At 50.6% G+C, this 19,259-nt stretch carries 18 protein-coding genes; 14 read left to right on the top strand and 4 right to left on the bottom strand.

Annotated features, from left to right (window positions below):
• Positions 1-30: 30 nt before the first annotated feature.
• From RBH92_RS11030 to RBH92_RS10975, 12 genes are all read left to right on the top strand, one after another.
• A complete protein-coding gene (locus RBH92_RS11030; protein ID WP_307932105.1) occupies positions 31-1,377 on the top strand; it encodes an ATP-binding protein in 1,347 nt (448 codons plus the stop codon).
• Positions 1,378-1,384: 7 nt separating this feature from the next.
• On the top strand, positions 1,385-4,015 hold the full coding sequence (locus RBH92_RS11025; protein WP_307932104.1) for a hypothetical protein: 2,631 nt from the start codon (positions 1,385-1,387) through the stop codon (positions 4,013-4,015).
• Positions 4,016-4,043: 28 nt separating this feature from the next.
• Positions 4,044-4,664 carry a class I SAM-dependent methyltransferase gene (locus RBH92_RS11020; protein WP_307932103.1) on the top strand — a complete coding sequence of 207 codons (621 nt, stop codon included), beginning with the start codon at positions 4,044-4,046 and terminating at the stop codon, positions 4,662-4,664.
• Between the two features lie 59 nt (positions 4,665-4,723).
• On the top strand, positions 4,724-5,434 hold the full coding sequence (locus tag RBH92_RS11015; protein WP_307932102.1) for a hypothetical protein: 711 nt from the start codon (positions 4,724-4,726) through the stop codon (positions 5,432-5,434).
• A 276-nt stretch (positions 5,435-5,710) separates the two neighbouring features.
• Entirely contained in the window at positions 5,711-7,357 is a 1,647-nt protein-coding gene (locus RBH92_RS11010) for a hypothetical protein (protein WP_307932101.1), read from the top strand.
• 20 nt (positions 7,358-7,377) lie between these two features.
• Complete coding sequence (locus RBH92_RS11005) at positions 7,378-8,919, top strand: hypothetical protein (RefSeq protein ID WP_307932100.1); 1,542 nt, start codon at positions 7,378-7,380, stop codon at positions 8,917-8,919.
• Between the two features lie 108 nt (positions 8,920-9,027).
• A complete protein-coding gene (locus RBH92_RS11000) occupies positions 9,028-9,741 on the top strand; it encodes an eCIS core domain-containing protein (protein WP_307932099.1) in 714 nt (237 codons plus the stop codon).
• A gap of 119 nt (positions 9,742-9,860) precedes the next feature.
• Positions 9,861-10,325, top strand: a complete 465-nt coding sequence (locus tag RBH92_RS10995) for a GNAT family N-acetyltransferase (protein ID WP_307932098.1) — start codon at positions 9,861-9,863, stop codon at positions 10,323-10,325.
• A 106-nt stretch (positions 10,326-10,431) separates the two neighbouring features.
• Complete coding sequence (locus tag RBH92_RS10990) at positions 10,432-10,860, top strand: hypothetical protein (RefSeq protein WP_307932097.1); 429 nt, start codon at positions 10,432-10,434, stop codon at positions 10,858-10,860.
• Between the two features lie 15 nt (positions 10,861-10,875).
• Positions 10,876-11,247, top strand: coding sequence for a hypothetical protein (locus RBH92_RS10985; RefSeq protein WP_307932096.1), 372 nt, complete (start codon positions 10,876-10,878; stop codon positions 11,245-11,247).
• Positions 11,248-11,289: 42 nt separating this feature from the next.
• Positions 11,290-11,478, top strand: coding sequence for a DUF3330 domain-containing protein (locus RBH92_RS10980; RefSeq protein ID WP_292924233.1), 189 nt, complete (start codon positions 11,290-11,292; stop codon positions 11,476-11,478).
• A 363-nt stretch (positions 11,479-11,841) separates the two neighbouring features.
• A complete protein-coding gene (locus RBH92_RS10975) occupies positions 11,842-13,164 on the top strand; it encodes a porin (protein WP_374049935.1) in 1,323 nt (440 codons plus the stop codon).
• Positions 13,165-13,193: 29 nt separating this feature from the next.
• Here the strand turns inward: RBH92_RS10975 and RBH92_RS10970 are convergent, their stop codons facing one another.
• From RBH92_RS10970 to RBH92_RS10955, 4 genes are all read right to left on the bottom strand, one after another.
• Positions 13,194-14,684 (bottom strand): alginate export family protein, encoded by a 1,491-nt coding sequence (locus RBH92_RS10970; protein WP_307932095.1) that lies wholly within the window; start codon positions 14,682-14,684, stop codon positions 13,194-13,196.
• A 325-nt stretch (positions 14,685-15,009) separates the two neighbouring features.
• Entirely contained in the window at positions 15,010-15,309 is a 300-nt protein-coding gene (locus RBH92_RS10965) for a P-II family nitrogen regulator (protein WP_307932094.1), read from the bottom strand.
• A 205-nt stretch (positions 15,310-15,514) separates the two neighbouring features.
• The gene (locus RBH92_RS10960; protein ID WP_307932093.1) at positions 15,515-16,507 is read right to left on the bottom strand and encodes a sodium-dependent bicarbonate transport family permease; all 993 of its coding nucleotides are present in this window, start codon (positions 16,505-16,507) and stop codon (positions 15,515-15,517) included.
• A gap of 26 nt (positions 16,508-16,533) precedes the next feature.
• Complete coding sequence (locus tag RBH92_RS10955; RefSeq protein WP_307932092.1) at positions 16,534-16,677, bottom strand: hypothetical protein; 144 nt, start codon at positions 16,675-16,677, stop codon at positions 16,534-16,536.
• Between the two features lie 439 nt (positions 16,678-17,116).
• Between RBH92_RS10955 and RBH92_RS10950 the strand changes: the two genes are divergently transcribed.
• Both RBH92_RS10950 and RBH92_RS10945 read left to right on the top strand, forming a co-directional pair.
• Positions 17,117-18,604: a PAS domain-containing sensor histidine kinase gene (locus RBH92_RS10950; RefSeq protein WP_307932091.1), complete on the top strand. Its 1,488-nt coding sequence runs from the start codon at positions 17,117-17,119 to the stop codon at positions 18,602-18,604.
• A complete protein-coding gene (locus RBH92_RS10945) occupies positions 18,601-19,215 on the top strand; it encodes a response regulator transcription factor (RefSeq protein ID WP_307932090.1) in 615 nt (204 codons plus the stop codon). The genes RBH92_RS10950 and RBH92_RS10945 overlap by 4 nt, the downstream gene beginning before the upstream one ends.
• Positions 19,216-19,259 lie beyond the last annotated feature (44 nt).

Genomic DNA, 19,259 nt, shown 5'->3' with positions numbered 1-19,259 from the left:
CTGTTTTTTTACCCTGAAAGACCAGACAGTATGATGAAAAGTCATGCAAATGCAGTTACTTTAGAGAAAGAGATCGCCTGGTTTAAGGCGGTGCTCGCGGCGCGTTGCGATATATATTTTTGCAGGGAAACCGCCACTGCGGATATTCGCGAGATTGCGCCGCCGGATGTCAGCGCCGATTCTTCCGAGTATGCCCAATTGATACAGGCTTACAACATGGGCTTTGATGAACGCCTGGTGTTGATTCTGGCAGTGTTGCCGCATATTCAACCGCATGTGCTGGATACGTTCTTGCTGAACAATCAAGAGACAGCCCGCGGCTTTACCGAATTTGGCGGATGGAAGGGAAAAGGGCATAGCGGTTTCTTACCGACGTGTGAAACCGCTGTGTTTATCCTTGCCGGCGAAGAGCTGGCGAGGCGCTTTGAAGTGATGAATCTGTTTCAGCCGGATCATTTCCTGTCGAAGCAGCAGATGATCAGAGTCGAGCACAATGCCAGCGGAGAACCTTTCTTAAGCGCCATGTTGATGATAACCGCCGAGTGCCTGAACCGGGTGACGCTCGGCCGCTGCGATAAACCCGATTACGGCGTTCATTTTCCGGCAAAGTTGATTACGACTTTCTTGACATGGGATGACCTGGTATTGAATCCCGAAGTGATGGATGACGTGGAAAATATCAATACCTGGCTGCGGCATTCGCAAACGATTTTGCAACAATGGAAACTGGAAAGAAATATCAAACCGGGGTACCGGGTGCTGTTTTACGGACCGCCAGGCACCGGAAAAACCTTGACCGCGACATTAATTGGACTCAGTATCGGCGTTGATGTCTACCGCATTGATTTATCGATGGTGGTATCGAAGTATGTCGGTGAAACGGAAAAGAACCTTGCCAATGTTTTCGATCAAGCGCTCAATAAAAACTGGATTTTGTTTTTTGACGAAGCGGATGCATTATTCGGCAAGAGGACGCAGACCAATAATTCCAATGATCGCTATGCCAATCAGGAAGTGTCGTATTTGCTGCAACGGGTTGAAGACTATCCCGGTGTCGTGATTCTGGCGACCAATCTGAAGGCAAACATCGATGAAGCTTTTGCCCGGCGATTTCAGGCTTCGATACATTTCGCCATGCCGGATGCCGATCAACGCTTGCGCTTATGGCAAGGAATGTTTGCGGATCGCGGACTACTGTCCGACGATGTGGATTTAGTAAAACTGGCGGAACGATACGAGCTATCCGGCGGGGCCATCACCAATGCGGTGCGTTACGCCGCGATTCAAGCGATCCGCATGAATCGTACCCAGATACTTCAACACGACTTGATTCAGGGTGTCACCAAAGAGTTGCTTAAGGAAGGCCGAACCTTGTGAGTGTGCAATGAATAGATATCTCTACCTTATTTTCGTTTTGTGGTGCTGCTGCCTGACAACGGTATCGGCAACGGAAGTTTATTATGACCGTCTGCTGGATCAAGATCATTTCAGTCACTTGAACAGATCCACGGTTAAGCGCATGCAGCACAATCTCGCAGCGATCTATCAGCATGACCGCGATTGGGCGCGCGATGCCGCGCTCAGACAGCATCCGCTCACGGATGGCACGCTCGGACCGGTTACCTTATTCTGGTTGCAACGCTTTATTTACGATTTCAAGATCGAACCCGTCGGCCGCCGCTATGTCGACGAGACGATTCTGCGATTGGAGCGCATTGCATCGTTTGCCGGTATGTTTCCGGAAGAATTGAAAATCCTTATCAGTTCGGATTTTGCGGAATGGAACGATGATCAGCCGGAAAAGCAGAGGAGTCAGTATTTTGGTGTGAGACGAACCGGCAGCGATCAAGCGCTGCTGGATCTGGTGTATCTGTATCTGCAACTGGTCGAGCCGCTGCCGGATCCAGGCAAGCCTAACAAGAATCTGCTCACGACCTATTATTACCAATTATCGGCGGAAGATTTCAAGGTACTGCAAGGCAAGAACCAGATTCAGGCGCAACTGGCGAAGCTGGTCAACAAACGGTTTGACAATATCGAAGCGCTGAAAGAAGCCGTGACGGGCGTGTTGAATGATTTTCCGGAATTGGCCGAAAAGCTGGCTTCGGTGATTGAGCGTTACTATCGTTACGCCGACCCGGTTATCAGTCAGAGTTTTCTGGAAGTCCTCATGGGCGATACCCTGTTTGCCACGCTCAATGGCACTCTCGTCAAGTTGCTGGAAAATACTCTTAGCGGTATCGCCTACCCGGATCAACAACTGTTTGCTCAAGCGGTAAAATCCAGAGTCAATGCAGGGTTCGGCGCTTGTCAGAACCCCGATCAGCAGAATGAATATGTCTCTCGATTAAAGTTGAGCGACGATGATTTTCATAAATTAACCGGGGATTTACTAACCGGCCCTTATCAAGGAATACCCGATTTCTCGCAGCAGCTAAAACAAATCGATTTATTGCGCATGCGGCGCAAGGACGATTGCGAAGCGGCGGATCTGGCGCTGATCAATGAATTTGTAAGCGGCGTCTATGAGAATGTCATTCATCCCGCGATCCAGTTGCATTACAAGAAAAAACCCGGCTATCGCGCGGCAACGCCGATACAGTGGGACGGCAGCGGTTGCGGTTGCGTTTTGGACGATCTATCGGGGCTCGTCTATGGTTTTTATCCGTTCTGGATCGCGGATGGCGCTGCGCATACGGTTAATTTCAGCGTATTGTCGCGAGTGGCGTACTATGGTTTGTCATTCGACGAGGACGGGATTATCAAGCAGACCAATAATCCGCACCATGAGGTTACGGCGTTGTCGATGAACGATGCCGGCCAGAATCTTCAAACCGCATTTATTCGAACGGCGCGCAAGCACAACAGCAAAGTCGACTGGGTTGTGCATAACGATAAATCGTACTGGGACCGGTGGAAGTCGCTGACGTATGCCGCCAAAGTGACGGTTTTCGAGACGCTGTCGGACAGCATCGTTAATCTGCTGACCGGCCGGCTCACCGACAGCGCTTCAGAATTTGCACAGAAAGTGACGTTCGGCGCTATCAAGCCGGCAACGCGCGGGGATGGCATAACGCTCTATTTTAATGATTTTCCGGATGACTACGAGTCGGTGGGGCTATTCAACCGGTTTTTCTCGGATTTGCAGAAGCGGTTGCAGATTGAGGCCAATGATTACTTTGTCAATATTCTGGTTTCCCAATCCAGACTGGGAACCGGTATTTACCGGTATTCCAATCTGTTGGCATGGATCGATCAGACAAAATCCGCAACCGGGATAGCGATGATGCCGAGTTTTCCATCGCAGGAAACTTTGAATACCAGGATCCTGGTATTTATCGAAGAACCGACAACCGATTCGAAGAAGAATTTACGGCTGGAAATTGAGAACAGCGAATTACACGGCATCGAGCGGGGGTTGTTATTAAGAAATATTATCCCGGTGATCGAATTCGACGGCAAGAATTGGAAGCAATTGGAAGATGACGTGGTGTATTTCAAGGATAATTTCGGCGGTATCGGCTTTTGGCCGTTCATGACGAATGAAGCGGAAGTCACCGCGGAAATGCCGTTCCGCTGCGATGAAATTCAATCGGTGAGCGGTTGCCTGACGCGGTTTTTTCAAGCCGCGACGTGGCATGGGGAACCGGAATCGATGCTGGAGAAAGTGGTTTGCGATAACCGTTACCTGTTCCGTATCGCATTCGGCTTGCTGGTTACACTTTGCCTGATTTATACCAGTTTGTATTTTTATTCATGCCGGATTCGTAGCAAAATCAGAAATTGGTACGTGTTTTATCTGCTCCTGATCGGGGTTCCAACTTTGGTCGTCGCGTTATTGCTGTTGACGTATGACCCCATGCTGGAGCCGGTTTCGGAGGGCAACTTGCCATTAATTATGCTGCTTTTTGGCGGTGTCGCAGTCAGTATTATGGTGTATCAACGACGGAAAAAACAAATGAGAAAACCAACGCGTCCGAGAGTTCTGGCTTATGACAGCCACACCGAAATCTAATTAGCTGATGTTAATGGAGTGAATAGCCGTGGATCTCATTGAGAAAGCAATGATCTTGCACTATCACCGGCACCGCATCGGGCAGTTCCAGCCAGGCACCGTTGAAGCACTCGGCTGGCGCAATATGAACAGCCAACAGTTACGGTTTCAAACATTAATGAAGGCTGGAAATCTGAACGGCGCGACGATTCTGGACATTGGCTGCGGTTACGGTGATCTGAAAGCTTTCCTCGATTTGCATTTTTCGGATTTTGATTATACCGGTATCGATCAAATGCCCGAATTTATAGCCGAAGCCCGGAAGCGCTATGCCGGTCACGCGCGAACTGTTTTTTTCCAAACGGACTTCAGTACCGCAGCATTGCCGCAATTCGATTATGTCTTCGCCAGCGGCGTATTGGGTTATCGCTGTAACAATGAAAGTTTTTATACCGGCATGATCTGCAAACTGTATGACAGCGCCGGAATTGCTCTGGCTTTTAACATGCTGGACAAAAACCGTTTTCCGCCCCATGATTTGCTGGTCGGGCATGATCGCGAAGCGGTTCTCGCGTTTTGCCGGGGACTGTCGCCGCGAGTGGAATGTTTCGACGATTACCTGGAAGATGATTTTACGGTGTTGATGTATCGGGATGTGGCGGATCGTTAGGAAAGTTCTGTTACAGAGTTTGCAAAGTCGCATGCTGGATATTTCTGGAAGGAGGCTGCATGAAGCGGTCGTTAATAACCAAAACTCGTTACTCTGCGGATCTAAGACAAAAGATTGCTGCAGGCGAATCTTCGCATATCGCTAAGCAGCGAATTGTGGATAATCGTCCGCATGCGATCGCGCAGCGGGAACTCAAAAAGATTATTAACGATAGCTTCCGCGTTGTGTCGCAGCGTAAGACAGCGGCAATGATGCAAGGCGGCTTGCAAAACCGGTTACAGAAAGCCTTACCCAGATCGTCAATCAAAACGGTTGCGCAATTGATGACGATACACTCCACCGGTAGTGAAGCCAATCCAAGTTATGACTTTACAGTGTTAAAAAACGATTTAAACAGAGGAACCAATACTACAAAAGAAACCAGAGAGTATGTCAATAGCTGGAAAGCTATCCCGGGAACGGTCAATTATGCCTACGAGATTTATGATGTCAGCCAGGCGGATAAGAAAGTCGACCAAGATTCGGGCTCTACGGCTAATCCAAATCCGATGAAAATTGGACAGAACTGGGATGCGGGCCACTCGCTTGGCCGGCAAAACGGGGGGTTAGGGGATGATAAAGGCTGGGTATTTCCACAGAACCCGCAGTTTAACCGCGGCAATAGCTATATGGGACAAAAGACTTATCAAGATTGGCGTTATTGCGAGAATGTTTTTCATGATTCTGTGTATCAATATGGCAAAGGTCGTTGGAAGGTATGGTTGACTTAGCTGCAAGTGCAGAAAGTTTATGCGATATCAAAATAAGCTAGAGGTATATGAGTGAAACAAATATTGCCTATTGAATCGGAGAAGAATCGGACATGTTGTGCTTATGATTCGACAAGTAATTCAGTGCTTATCCATCAAGCATTTACGGATAACCGTGAGTCGACTGCAATTCAACGGCAATTGAGAGACACCATGATGAATTCGTCGAAGGCCATCGAACAGCGGCAAATTAATCAGAAAATGCACAACAGTGAGCGGCTGCAGGCACAACGCAAAATGATTTCAAGTATTCCGGATGGTCCTGCGCAGTTCAAAGATGAAGAATCACTTCAAGGAAAATTTCCCAAAGTATATCAGCCGCAGGGAGTGATTCAGCGGAAAGCGGTCGATGTTAATCTCGATAAAGTCGAGGCCTTGGATAGCTCTGATAAGATTGAGCTGAAGAACGTATTTAGCCGTCCCACTTTTAAAATTTCTCGCGATGCTAAAGGAAAACGTGGCTATATCGGTACTGCGATTGTTTGGTCAGGCGAATCGGGAGCAGCATCCTTGGCCAACAAATATGTAGAAGGCTCACAAGAATGGGGTTCTGACGAACGTAAGGCCCGCTTGGGAATAAACTTTTTGATTAACAGCCGCGCCGAATTTGATATAAAAGCGAACGAGAATGCGGAAAGTGATGCTGTTATCAAAGCTGCGGATACGGCGCTGAATGTTCTGGGTAAAGCTACGAGCCGCATTGAAGGGACAACGTGGGGGTATCGCTACAAAGGCGGCGGATTGCCGGAAAAAACCACCACGGAAGTTGGTGAGACTCTTGCAAGTGGAAAGTTGAATGCAACGGATACGGTAAACTGGAAGAAAGATAATATCGTTGTTGATGCGCTTAAAGCTGCCGAGATATTCAAAGCCAAGCGGGCGGAAAAAGGCGTACCTTATGGCGCACTGCGCAGCAAAGTTGGCAAGGGCACGGCGGAGATAGAAAACCATCTGAAGAGTTCCAATAAAACTGGAGAGGTCTATCTTCATTCGATCGATGCAGATGCGCCTGATTTTTCGACACTCATCCCTGACAAAAAGGGCGGCTGGTTAAATGTGCTGGATGCTTACGACCAAGTTCTGGAAGGCGGAGGCGATCATGATTTTGTCATCGGCGGCTATAATCTCATTGCCGAGCCGGAGCAATACAAAGGATTGAATCCGGAGCAAGACTTCCGTCATACCGTCCGTGCTAACGTGGTGGATATGACCATTCGTCAGGCAGCGTTTAGTGTGGAACCGGCGCTGATTTATCCGACGGAACCGAATTTTCTGGTTAAGGCCAGTACTTACACTGAAATTGACAAATCTACCGGCAAAAAGAATGCATGGGGTAACCGCGCTTCGGAAGGCAGAGCATTGCTCGATAACTATATTAAAGCTAAAAAAGACAATACGGATATCGCTTATAACCCGCTAGCTTCGGTTCCAACCGGCGTTGGAGCGGGCGGTGCCCGGCTGAAAATCGACAGCGCTAAGACTTACGATGAAAATTCACTTTTCGGTAAACCACAAGGCGATACTTCCGTGAAAGGAGATGCCATAGGGATTCCGCAGCAGTATGTGGTGCAAGCGCAATCATGGGCAGGGGCTACGCGTATTGCTGGAGCCTATTTTGCGGCTTATACGGCTAAACTTGGCAACCAACCTACCTTCAAAAAAACGGACATAGTGAAGTATTTTGCACCAGTTGAGCAAATGGTGATGGCGCTGGCTCAAGACAGAGATCCTGCGGAGATTTCATTGGCAGTCGATGGATTGGAAGCACATGATCTAGCAAATACCAGTATAAAAATTCAGCCGATCCTGAAAGCAATTCAGGAAGCATTAGCGGTACTTCACACAGATGTTGATTTTGCTCGACTGATCACTGGAGACAAGTAGGAAATTGTGAGGGGGTTATTATGAAACGTTCATTACCGGTCGAAACAGAGCAGCGGCAATCACGCCGCGCTAATGTGCATGCAAATAATAGCGCTTTTGTCAGCCAAACTTTTGTTGATAACCGGGAATTGGCAGCAAGTCAACGCCAATTGAAGGCTCTCATGGTAAATTCCCCGCAATCCATTGCACAGCGGCTGGTTAAAAATCAATTGCACTCATATCCGCAAATGCTGATGCAATTCAAAAAAATAACAGCGACTGCTCCCAGTTTAGGCGCATTGAGAAAGAAAAAATTTAACAACTGGGTTCATTTCAATATTCAAATGAGCGGAGATTCCCGGATGGCGGTAGCGGGAGTAAGGCTGGCCGGTCAAAACGAAACTAGAGACAATTACTACAACGGTTTAATCGTTTCGGTTCCCAAAGATACAGATCATGCAGAATCTACCGATGCTGATTATGTTGATAAAAAACTGTATGGACTTTTATCTACCCATAGTGTGAAAGATAAAACAGAAGTTTATGCAACTTCAGCTAGCAATCCTCATGACAGTCGACAGGAGGCGCTAGAAACTTGGAAGGGTAGATCCAATAAAGAGCCACGTGTATATCAAACAGGAAAAGTAGAAGAGCTTATTAATGAGTATGAGAAACTGCCATCTGACAAATCTCTTAAGGATACTTTGATTCAGGATTATGGGCATGATGACGTGGAAACCGAGTTGGGTGGAAAAATGAAAGCATTAAACAGTGCAGGGAATGCAGTCCTTTGGTTCAAAGGGGATCCTGCAGAAAGTGGCGCAATCAATTCACTCCAAACTGCTAAAACGGAGCATTGGCTGAGTGCGGGTGCAAGCAACAAGATTATTTCCAAAATAGCAAAGGGGAAGAAATTTGCTATTGCGGGTTCTCTCGCGGGTGGTATGGAAGGTGCATTATCAGATAATCTCACAAGCGATAACCGGTTTACAGCAGATAAGTTAAATGAAGCCGGTTATACCAACTTAGGCAAACAATATGGATTTTTCAATCAATATAGTGACAAGATGACGCATTTTGGGGGACGAAGCGGGCATCTCGAACCGATTGCAGCGATGGGGATTAAAACAGTTTACTTTGAAGAGGAAGGTAATAGTCAGGCTGGCCGTACCGTCGGTATGGGGAAAAATAATGCGATGAGCAAGGTTGTCGTATCCGGTGTCGGCGGTTTGGGCGGGGTTATTTCAAAAGCGTTATCCTGGATGCAGCCGGATGGAGGGTATTACAGCGGAACGCGAGGTCCATCCGGTGATCAAGAAACACTGATGGATAATATTGTTCATCAATGGCTAAAGTTGGATGTGTCCGTTGCGGTTGATAAAAACAAGCGAAAAGAATTTTATGAGACGTTTGTGGCCAAAAAATTCGGAACAAACCAGCACCAGCAAGACAAAGATAAGACGCTCAGCGAAAATAGTAAACGTATGTTAGAGCAGTTGAAAAATAAAGGTCATGATCTGACCGCGTTGGAAGCAGGCGTGTTATCGGATAGCGATGTTGACGAAATCGTGAAGGCTTTTTAGTCGTCAAGTCATGGGCTTGCTTGCGATTTTGCTGTACCATGGACTGTATACAATGAGATTATAGATTTGATCTTGTTTCCCTGATAGTTGGTTTGAATGGAGGTTATTATGAAGCAAGCGTTGACAATGGATGCTGCGCAACGGCAATTACGCTACTCTGAGAATGCTACCGGAAATATCAAATCCGCACGGAGCATCACTGACAATCGCGCCTCAGTCGCCGCACAGCGCCAACTAATCACCGCCATGACCAATTCTCCCCAAGCCATCGCGCAGCGGAAAATGAGCCGGCAAATTCACGGCAGCCCGCGCATGCTGGCGCAACGCAAGCTAATATCCGGCGAATCCGTTCAGCGCGTTGTGGAAGATGAATCCTTGCAGAAGAAATCCGAACTGCTGCAGCGTGTTGAGGAGGAAGAGTTACAGAAAAAAGCGGTTACAGATTCTCCTGCGCAATTGAAAGAGCAGTCTTCCGCTCAATCGAACAATACCGTGAACAACACCGGTCTGCCGGATAACCTTAAATCCGGTATCGAATCGTTGTCAGGACTGTCGATGGATTCCGTGCGGGTTCATTACAATTCATCGCAACCGGCGCAACTCAACGCGCTGGCTTATGCGCAAGGCACTGATATTCATGTGGCGCCAGGGCAGGAACAACATTTGCCGCACGAAGCCTGGCATGTGGTGCAGCAGGCGCAAGGCCGGGTGCAACCGACCATGCAGATGAAAGACGGCGTGCCGGTCAACGATGATCAAGGACTCGAAAGAGAAGCGGATGTGATGGGCGAGAAAGCGCTGCAAATACCCGCTGGCGGCTGATGGTGCCCGGTGGTGGCGCGATTTATCGCGATAGGCGAATTTCCCTGGGCGCCGCCCATCGCAGCAGATCGCTTGCGTAGCTGAATTATCAGCATTTCCCTAAGATTTTCAGTGACTGCATGCAAATCCACCGGCGCCCCGCGCAGAACTCCGATTATGACTGGTTGTTGCGGCTGCATCATACCGTGTACCGGAAATTGATCATCCGAGAATTCGGTTATTGGGACGAAAACGAAGAATTCGAGTTATTTACCGAAGCATGGCAAACGCAGCAGATTCAAATCCTGCTGCGCGACGGGCAACGCGTCGGTATGTTGATGATTCTCGAAGAAACCGGGCGGCTGTGGCTCGACGAAATTCAAATCGATCCGCAGTTTCAGAATCAGGGTATTGGTACCGCCGTGATCGAGGAGTTGATCGCTACCGCGCGGGATCGCCAATTGCCGGTTCACCTGCGCGTACTGCGCGCCAACCGCGGTGCGCACCGGTTGTACCGCCGGCTGGGTTTCCGCCGGATCGAAGAAGCAAAACACCATATTGTGATGGAATTGACATGGGCAGCGCCCGGTATTGCCGCGGAATGAATGTATTTCCATACACTTGGTTGGGGTTTCTGTAATTCAACGGAATTCTGTGAAACGGCGTCAGTCATATTGAGAGATTATATTCAAAACTTGCGGTGAGGTTGCTATGCAATCGATTCAATGGAAAGGTTTGTCAGTGATTCTCCTGCTCGGCTTTAGCGGCAGCTTGGCATGGGCGCATGGGCATCATCATAGTCATTTCGGCATCGGTTTGGGTTATTACGGCCCGGGTTTTTACGGCAGTTATGGCTACGGCGGCTATGGATTTGGCCGCTATGGGTTCGGCGGTTATGGCTACGGCTATCCCTCTTACTACTATCCGTCTTGGTATGCATATCCGCCAGCAGTGGTCGTACCTACAACGCCGCCGGTATACATTGAGCGGCAAGAAGCGCAACCGGCTCAATCGGCCCAGCCGGATCAGCCGCAATCCAATTTCTGGTACTACTGCCGCAATCCCGATGGTTACTATCCTTATGTCAAAAGCTGTCCGGGCGGCTGGTTGCCGGTGCCGCCGCGGCCAGCCGGTCAATAACGCCAGGAGGAGATCATGATAAGTCGATTGTTCTTTCTGTTGATCATGCTGGTAATTCTGACCGCTTGTGTCAGTACGCCAAACGCGCCGAGTGTGATCACCCTGCCGGGCAAGGGGGTCAGTTTCGAGCAGTTTCGCGCGGACGACTACGATTGCCGGATGCTCGCATTCCAGCATCTGGAAGGCAAAACATCGCAGTCTGCCGCTGCCGCAATGCACAGGAGTCAGCGGCAATTCGATATCTACTACATTCAATGCATGTATGCCAGAGGCCACCGCGTACCGATGCTGGGAAGATTGACCGGTGATCCAGCGGATGTTGAAACAAGCAACCCCAAGGTAACCGCGCCACCGGCGGGTTTTAGGCCGCCATCGCCGCCACGTTAACGCAACCGCTTTAGCGTTTCTTTGTTGAAAGGAGAAATCGAGATGATCGAGCAAAAAAATATCCAGGAGCCCGAGAAAGTATCGTGCGAAGTGTGTTTCAAGGAAATTCCTGTATCAGAAGCGACTAGTGTCAAAGCGACCGATTACATCGTGTACTACTGCGGTCTTGAATGCTACGATCGTTGGAGAAAGCAGCAAACCGGAACCACGGCTCCGGAGAAAAAAGACTGAACCGCCAGCTTCAGCCTGGCAGTTTTTCGAACACTATCAAATCGAGCGCAACGCTTTTCAGGAACACCTGAAAAGCGTCATGCGCGCTCTCAGCACAGGCCAGATTCGGTGATTTTTACCATCGATCCCAGGTCAATTTTCTTATACGCTTCAACTGAAACGCTGCGTCAGCAATTTCTGGTACCGCGCGCATTTTCCCGGCAAAGCACTGCGGCATTGCCTGCGCAAGCCATCTGTTCCGTTTCCATGCTATAAAAAATAGGAATATTCTGACAGGAAATGAAGGCCATTCCGATAGCTTTTGCCGCTTCAATTGCGCTAAGGTGCAGCCCTATCATTTTACTTTTAAATATATAAATAACCATGAAAGGGATAATGAATTACCGGATCAACAGCCTGATAGCGTTAGCAGGAATGGCTGCCGCCATGATGATGACGGCTGATCGCGCCGCCGCCAATGTCATGCCGGAATTATTCAAGCGCAGCGGTCTGGAAATCGGCGGCTGGATCAACGGCGGGGCAACCTATAACGCAAACAATCCGGCGGATGGTTTTAATGGCGCGGTGACATTTGCCGATCGCGCCAACCGCTTCCAGTTAAACCAGCTTAACTTCTTCATCGAACGCAGTGTTGAAACCGACTCCAAAAATTGGAGCATCGGCGGCCGTTTCGACTTTATGTTCGGCACCGATGCCATTTACACGCAGGCCTTCGGCATTTCCGCGTTCGATGAGAATACCGGAGAGCCTTCGGACAGAGGCAATTGGGATTTGAATCTCTGCTGCAAATCGACGCGCACATACGGTATCGCGCTGCCGCAAGCGTATCTGGAAACACACGTTCCAGTCGGGAACGGCCTGAATATCAAAGCGGGACATTTTTATACCCCGCTGGGCTATGAAAGCGTACCCGCCCCCGACAATTTTTTTTATACCCGCGCGTATATCCTCAACAGCGGCGAACCCTTTACGCATACAGGCTTCTTGGGCACCTACCCGGTCAACCGCAACTGGACTATCCGCGGCGCAGCGACCACCGGCAGCGCAACCGGCGGCTGGGACGGCGGTTTCGACAAGCAGCTCGATAACTGGGGCGGATTGGCGAATCTGTTGTGGGATAGCGACGATAAGCGTACTAACGTATCGTTGGGCGGTACCTATGGCCAAACTGCGGTGGGTGAGCCGTGGATGATGTACAGCGTGGTGTTGCAACATTGGCTCACGCCCAAGATGCACGCCGTGCTGCAACACACGAACGGCTGGGCGGCTAACATCAATCTGCCCGAAGGCATCGGCAACGCCGCTTGGTACAGCATCAATTCCCACCTGACGTACGAACTGCGGCAAAACCTGTCGATCGGTATCCGCGCCGAACGTTTTCATGATCGCAACGGCTGGCGGGTATTTTCCCCTTACCGCATCTTGTCTGCATTAAACAATAAGGGTGTCAGCTATGCCGGTAATGTACCCTTCATCAGCGCGCCGGCGGATTATTACGCCGTGACCGTCGGCATGAACTGGAAACCGGCGATGCGCTGGAACAAAGGCTGGAAACCGATCCGCAATATCATCGTCCGTAAGAATATCCGTTACGACCGGGCGGACGGGATCGATATGGCGTTCCGCCCGTTCGACGGCAAGAAGGATCAGTTTTTATTCTCGCTGGATGCAACGATTCCTTTTTAAAAGAAAAACAGGAATTGATAAGCGTTTCCTCAAAACTTAAACGTCGCCATGGTGTAACCATAATTGGTGTCGGCCATACCAGGGGTGTTGGCGACTTTGTCGAAGTAATCGCCTTTAAAGATATGGCTGTAACCGATATCGAAGCTGACGCGTTTCAGGAAGCTGAATTGCGGATCCCAGCCGATGCTGACGTCGAGCATGTTGCCGAGGAAAGTGCCGGCGCGGCCGGTCGGGTCTTGCAAGCCGCTGCCGACATAGGCCCCGTGTTTATCGGCGAGCCAGTAGGCGCGATGCGACATCATCAGGCGGACAGTCGGCGTTGGAACCAGCGTTGCGCGGAAGCCGACCGGCGATATCAAGTTGGACGGAAAAAAAGGCCCGAACATACCGGTCGGGCCATACTCGACGCGTCGCTTGGCGTACAGAATGTCGAAGTTTTTGTCGGGATCGCGGTCTCCCGATGAGTAATCGAATAAATAAACGGCTCTGAGCGGCATAGAGGTATTGAAACTATACCCGACCTCACCGTGATGGCGATGGGCGAACAAACTTTTATCGCGCGTATCGCCGAATTGGTACATCGATTCGACTTCATAATCCATGCTGCCTTTCGCAGGTTTGGCGAACAGCCGGAAGCCGGTGGTCGACAAGTTACGCTGCCTGAGATGATCGCCCTCGTTTAACTGCAGGAAATAACCGTCGAAGTTAGCCCAGCGCAGATCGCGGTTGGTCACGTAAACCCCGGAAAAGTAAGTCTCGGGCGTGTTCCAGTTCAACGATGTGGTAACCCGGTTGACAGGCCGGGCGCCGAACACGCGCAAGCTCCATTTTTCATCGGTATTGCCCATCATGAAGTGCAAGCCGTCGAATGCGGGTGAGAGGGTTCCCCAGCGGTGTCCCCCGACCAGACGGGCTTCACCCAGATCCATCATGAAGCGGCCGACTTCAAATTTTGCCGCATACCCTGTACCGAGAAAATTTTTGCCGTGCAGACCGAGGTTCATTTGGGTAAAGTCAAAATGATCGGCGATATTCGGGTTGTGCTCTTGCCCGAAATTGGCCAGCGGGGCGCGGATATCGGTCAGTTCGAGCGTGAATTTCAGCGGGTCGATGATATTTTTGATTTCCATCAGAAAGCGGGTGCGCTGATGAATCTGATCGTTGAATCCTGGAATACTTCTGGTGAAACCGTTATCGTAAACATCGTAACGCGTGCGATGCTCAACCGCGATGTTCAGCCAGTCGGGTGCCATGGCGGCTAGCGGTGTTTTATGTTCCTCCATCAGTTTGGTCAGATTGTCGAAGTCGAAGCGTGTGCGCCCGGGCGTTTCCTGTGCGCTGAAAGACGTGCCGTTGGTGCCGTTGGCCGGCGTATTGGTTCTTACGATCGAAGGCGTTTGTGTGGCTTTCCGGGCTTCGTCCTTGGGTAGTTCCGCAGCAAACAGATGTCTGCCCCATAACACGCACCCGCAGCAGAAAAATACCAGCCAGCAAGTGTATTGAATTTGTTTCCAGGTCATTGTTGTTTCCTCATCAAGTGAATGGTCGGTTAAAGAAAATCCAGGTGAATCGATCAAGTTTCTATTAATATACCGGGCGATAGTTGCCGGAAAAATCCGTGCGAGCACTTAAGCGCAATCCCTTATAAGTTTTGGGGTGATATTAATTGCTATTGGTAATCAGATGGTTGTGGAACTGCCGCCGCATTTCCTATTGCAATTGCGATACCGGCGATAGGACCCGGCTACAAAAAATGCTGTGAATGGTTAGTGTGTTGAGATCCTGGCTGATCGCCAGCCAGGATTTGAAGATGAAGCGGTTTAAGGATGCCGGAACGGTTGATGCTTAATACGAAACTGCCGGTCCCATGACCCATTGGCAATCGGTGACCAGACACATGCCGCCGAAATTTTTTAAATTCGGGTGAAGGATGCTGATGATCTTTGCTGCCTGACTTTCTTCGCAGGCCAGTACCATGATGGCATTGGGCAGTTCCAACGCGTAATCGTCCGGGTTACGCTCGCCGGTGGATCCGAGTCCTCCGGCTTTCTTGATCACCGTGTAGCCGCGCACGTTGGCGTCGCGCAGCAGCTTCAGTAGATCGTCTAGTGAGTTTTCGTCGATGACGATCTCAATTCGCTTCATTGGTTTCAGTATTTCTTTTTCTAACATAATGCGGTATCTCCATAAAAATTAATGATGCGGTATCGGGATGTGAACGTATTGATCCGATCAATCGCGGCGGCACCGGAGGACAGTGCCGCCGAAATTGGCTCCTGTTGCTAAAGGAGGAAAAACAACAGGAGCAGGTAAACGCGGCTTGCGGCCACATAGCAGGCTGATACGCCGCTTACCAGGGATAGTAAGTGGCGTGCAAATATTGCGCGGCGGCGTAGTACATGGGAATGCCGATGACAACATTGAACGGGAAGGTGCAGCCGAGCGACAGCGTCAGATAGAACGACGGATTGGCTTCCGGAATCGCCAGACGCATCGCCGGGGGAACGGCGATATACGAGCAACTGGCTGCCAGCACCGTGACCAGCGTGATACCGCCAACCGAGTAGCCGAGCAGAAAGTGTCCGACAAACAGCCCGCAGACAGCGCCGATCAGCGGCATCACGATACCGAAGCTGACCAGGAAAATACCGACAGACTTGAATTCCGACAATCGTTTTCCGGCTTCCATGCCCATGTCGCACAAGAAGATGCACAACGCGCCCATGAAGATCAGCTCAAAGAACGGCTCGATTTTCTTATAACTAGGATCTGAAACCATCCACCCGATCGCCATCGAACCGAACAACAGCAGAATACTGCCGTTAGTAAAAGCTTCGATTATCAAGTGCTTATACATTCCTTTGTCAGCTTTGGTCGCGCCTCCCATGATTTTCCGGGAATATCCGGCAAGCACCAGGCCGATCATGATCGCCGGCGATTCCATGATTGCCAGCATGATCACCGGATAGGCTTCGTACGTCACGCCGATACCGGCTAGAAATGCGACCGCGGTCATGTAGGTGCCGGCGCTGACCGAGCCATAATGCGCGGAAATCGCCGCAGCGTTGAGCGGATCGATTTTGCCGACCATGCGCAGGATTAAATAAGCGACGATCGGCAAACCGATGCCGAATCCGAGCGCCGCCCAGACCGCCGGGATGGCGGATGCCATATCGGATCCGGCCAGCGCTTTACCGCCATGAAGTCCGATACCGATGAGTAAGTAAATGACGATCATTTTGTGCATATCGGGCGGGAATTTCAGATCCGATTTGATCAGACAAGCAAACATTCCCAATGCGAAAAACAGAATCGCCGGTACGAGAAGACTGGACAGGGACATAATGGAACTCCTCTATACGTAACAAGTTAAACAACTAAAGTATTGCGTGCATGTTCTTGCTGCACCGCGGGCTTTGAAGCCACATCGACCGGATCGCTGAACAGAGATTTGTCCGGCAAAACCGTTAATGCCGCCATGACGATCCCGCATATCCATATTTTTATGTTCATCGTGTTTCTCCAAATAGTTAAGAATCAGATTTTTTGAGTGAAAACAGCCCATCATTAGGTTGTAATCGCTCGCGGCAAGCCCCGGATTTTTTAAGGAAATGCTGATTAATTCGGCGAACGGGAGAAAGCACGAGGCGCACGGAACGCAGCACCGGGACATATCAACAAGATAGGCGAGGATGCGAGTACCGCGCAACGAAGTGATTCGCCCGTGCAGTCAATTAATCAGCGTTTCCTTAATGCATTCCGGTGAAAGCAATCGTTGCCATTTCCTACCGGGCAAATCCTACAAGAGAACCCCGTAGGGAAATATCCGTGCGGACACGTAAGTGCAAACCCTTACGTATCAACAAATTGATAGTAAATTGCCGATTTCTGTCGTAAGCTGTTTAGCGTTCCAATTCCGAATCGACGGGTGGAGAAACATTTGAATAGTGCAGTGAGAGGTTTAACTTTCTCGACAGTATTTGAAGCCGCAGCGGATGCCATGATTCTGGCGGACGACGCTGGCCGCATCGCGGTCGTCAATCCCACAGCCCAGCGGCTGCTCGGTTATACCGGCGGCGAGCTGGAAGGCGTGACGGTGGAAATGCTGATCGCGCCGCGCTACCGGAAGCAATACCGCTATTACCAGGATCTGTTTTTGAAACGTCCGGCGAAGCGCGCCATGAGCGCCGGTAACGAATTAATCGTACTGCATCGCGACGGCAAGGAAATGTTGCTCGATATCAGTCTCAGTCCGGTCAAGAAAAAGCAGCAGTTGTTCGTGTTGATTATCTTCAACGCCGCGCGGCGGCGGCTGGACACCGAAGAAGCCCTGCGTATCAGCGAAGAGCGCCTGCGTCTGGCCAAGCAAGCGGCGGGATTGGGCATTTTTGACTACGACTTCAAGCGTAATATCGTTTTCTGGGATAAGCAGATGCGCAAGCTGTGGGGGAAGAATTCCGAAAATACCGTCAGTTATGAGGAATTTGTGGCGGCGATTCATCCGGAAGACCGCGAAGCGCGGCAACTGGCGATCGAGAAAGCGATGGATCCCGCCAGCAACGGCGAATTCAAGGCGCAATACCGCATCATTAATCCGTTGAATGGCATGGAATGCTGGATCTCGGCGCACGGACGCGTCTATTTCGAGTCCGGGCATCCGCATCGCCTCATCGGGGTGACACGCGATGTCACCGAGCAAAAGAAAATCCAGAAAAAATTGCAACTGCAGCGCGACGAAACCGAAAGCATCCTCAAGCAGCAAGTCGCGGCGCGCACCGCATCGGCGATCGCGCACGAGCTCAATCAGCCGTTGGCGGCGATATCCGCCTACAGCGAGGTGGTGTTGCATGCGCTTGGCAGCGGCAGTTCCAGTTACAGCCATCTGAAACGGGCGCTGGAAGGCTGCGTGGAGCAGGCGCAGCGCGCCGGACGCAGTCTGCACGAGTTGCTGGCTTTTCTGCAGAAAGGCGAGCTGGTGACCGAACGCTCCAGTTTGACCGAAATCGTTTATGAAGCGTTAAATGTCGTCTACAACGATGGCTACGGCAGATTCCACCCGGTATTGTTACTGCAGGAAAATTTGCCGGAAGTGCGTTGCAACCGCACACAAATCCAGAAAGTGCTGGTCAATCTTTTCCGCAATGCGATCGAAGCGATGCGCAACCTGGACTCGCCCGACCTGACGATCATCACCCGGCTGGAAACGATCGGTGAAGTGGAGGTTGCCGAAGTGATCGTGCAGGATAGCGGCCCGGGATTCGACCCGAATCTGATGAAACGGATCTTCGAGCCGTTTTTTACCACCAAACCGACGGGTATCGGCATGGGGCTGGCAATCAGCCGCGCCTTGATCGAAGCCAACGGCGGCCGGTTATGGATCGACGCCAATGCCAAACCCGGTGCGAAATTTCATTTTACCTTACCCTTTGAACCATCATGATGCAGGAACCGGTTGTTTATATTGTGGATGACGATGCGGCGGTGCGCGATTCGCTCACGTTGATGATCGAACAAGCGGGTATGGCGGTGCAATCGTTCGAAAACGCCCGGATGTTTCTGAATGCCTGCCATCCGGATTTATTCGGTTGCATCATCATCGACGTAAGAATGCCCGGCATGGACGGCCTGCAACTGCAGGAAGAATTGGCCTGGCGCAAGATTCCATTGCCGGTCATTTTTCTGACCGGGCATGGCGACATTCCGATGAGCGTGCGGGCGATCAAGGGCGGCGCAGTCGATTTCCTCACCAAACCGGTGATCCGCGAGAAGCTGCTGATCTGCGTGCGCACGGCTTTTGCCGAAGCGAGAAAGCATATCAGCGATGTTACCGGTCATCAGGAAATCCGCTCGTGTCTGATCAAGCTGACACGGCGCGAACGCGAGGTTATGCTGCTGGCGGTGCAAGGCCTTGCCAACAAGGAAATTGCATCCTGTCTGGGCATCAGCCACCGCACCGTGGAAATTCACAAATCGAAAATCATGCAAAAAACCGGTGCGGGCAATTTGCTCGAGCTTGCGCGCATCGTCCGCGAAAATGGCTTGAACGAATAGTTTCGCCGGTTGCATGATCGCATCGGCATGAGCCTGACCGGGGC

The sequence above is a fragment of the Nitrosomonas sp. sh817 genome (assembly GCF_030908545.1).
Lineage (GTDB): Bacteria > Pseudomonadota > Gammaproteobacteria > Burkholderiales > Nitrosomonadaceae > Nitrosomonas.
Note: the sequence above shows the minus strand (reverse complement) of the source record. Positions and strands in the feature narration are given on the sequence as shown.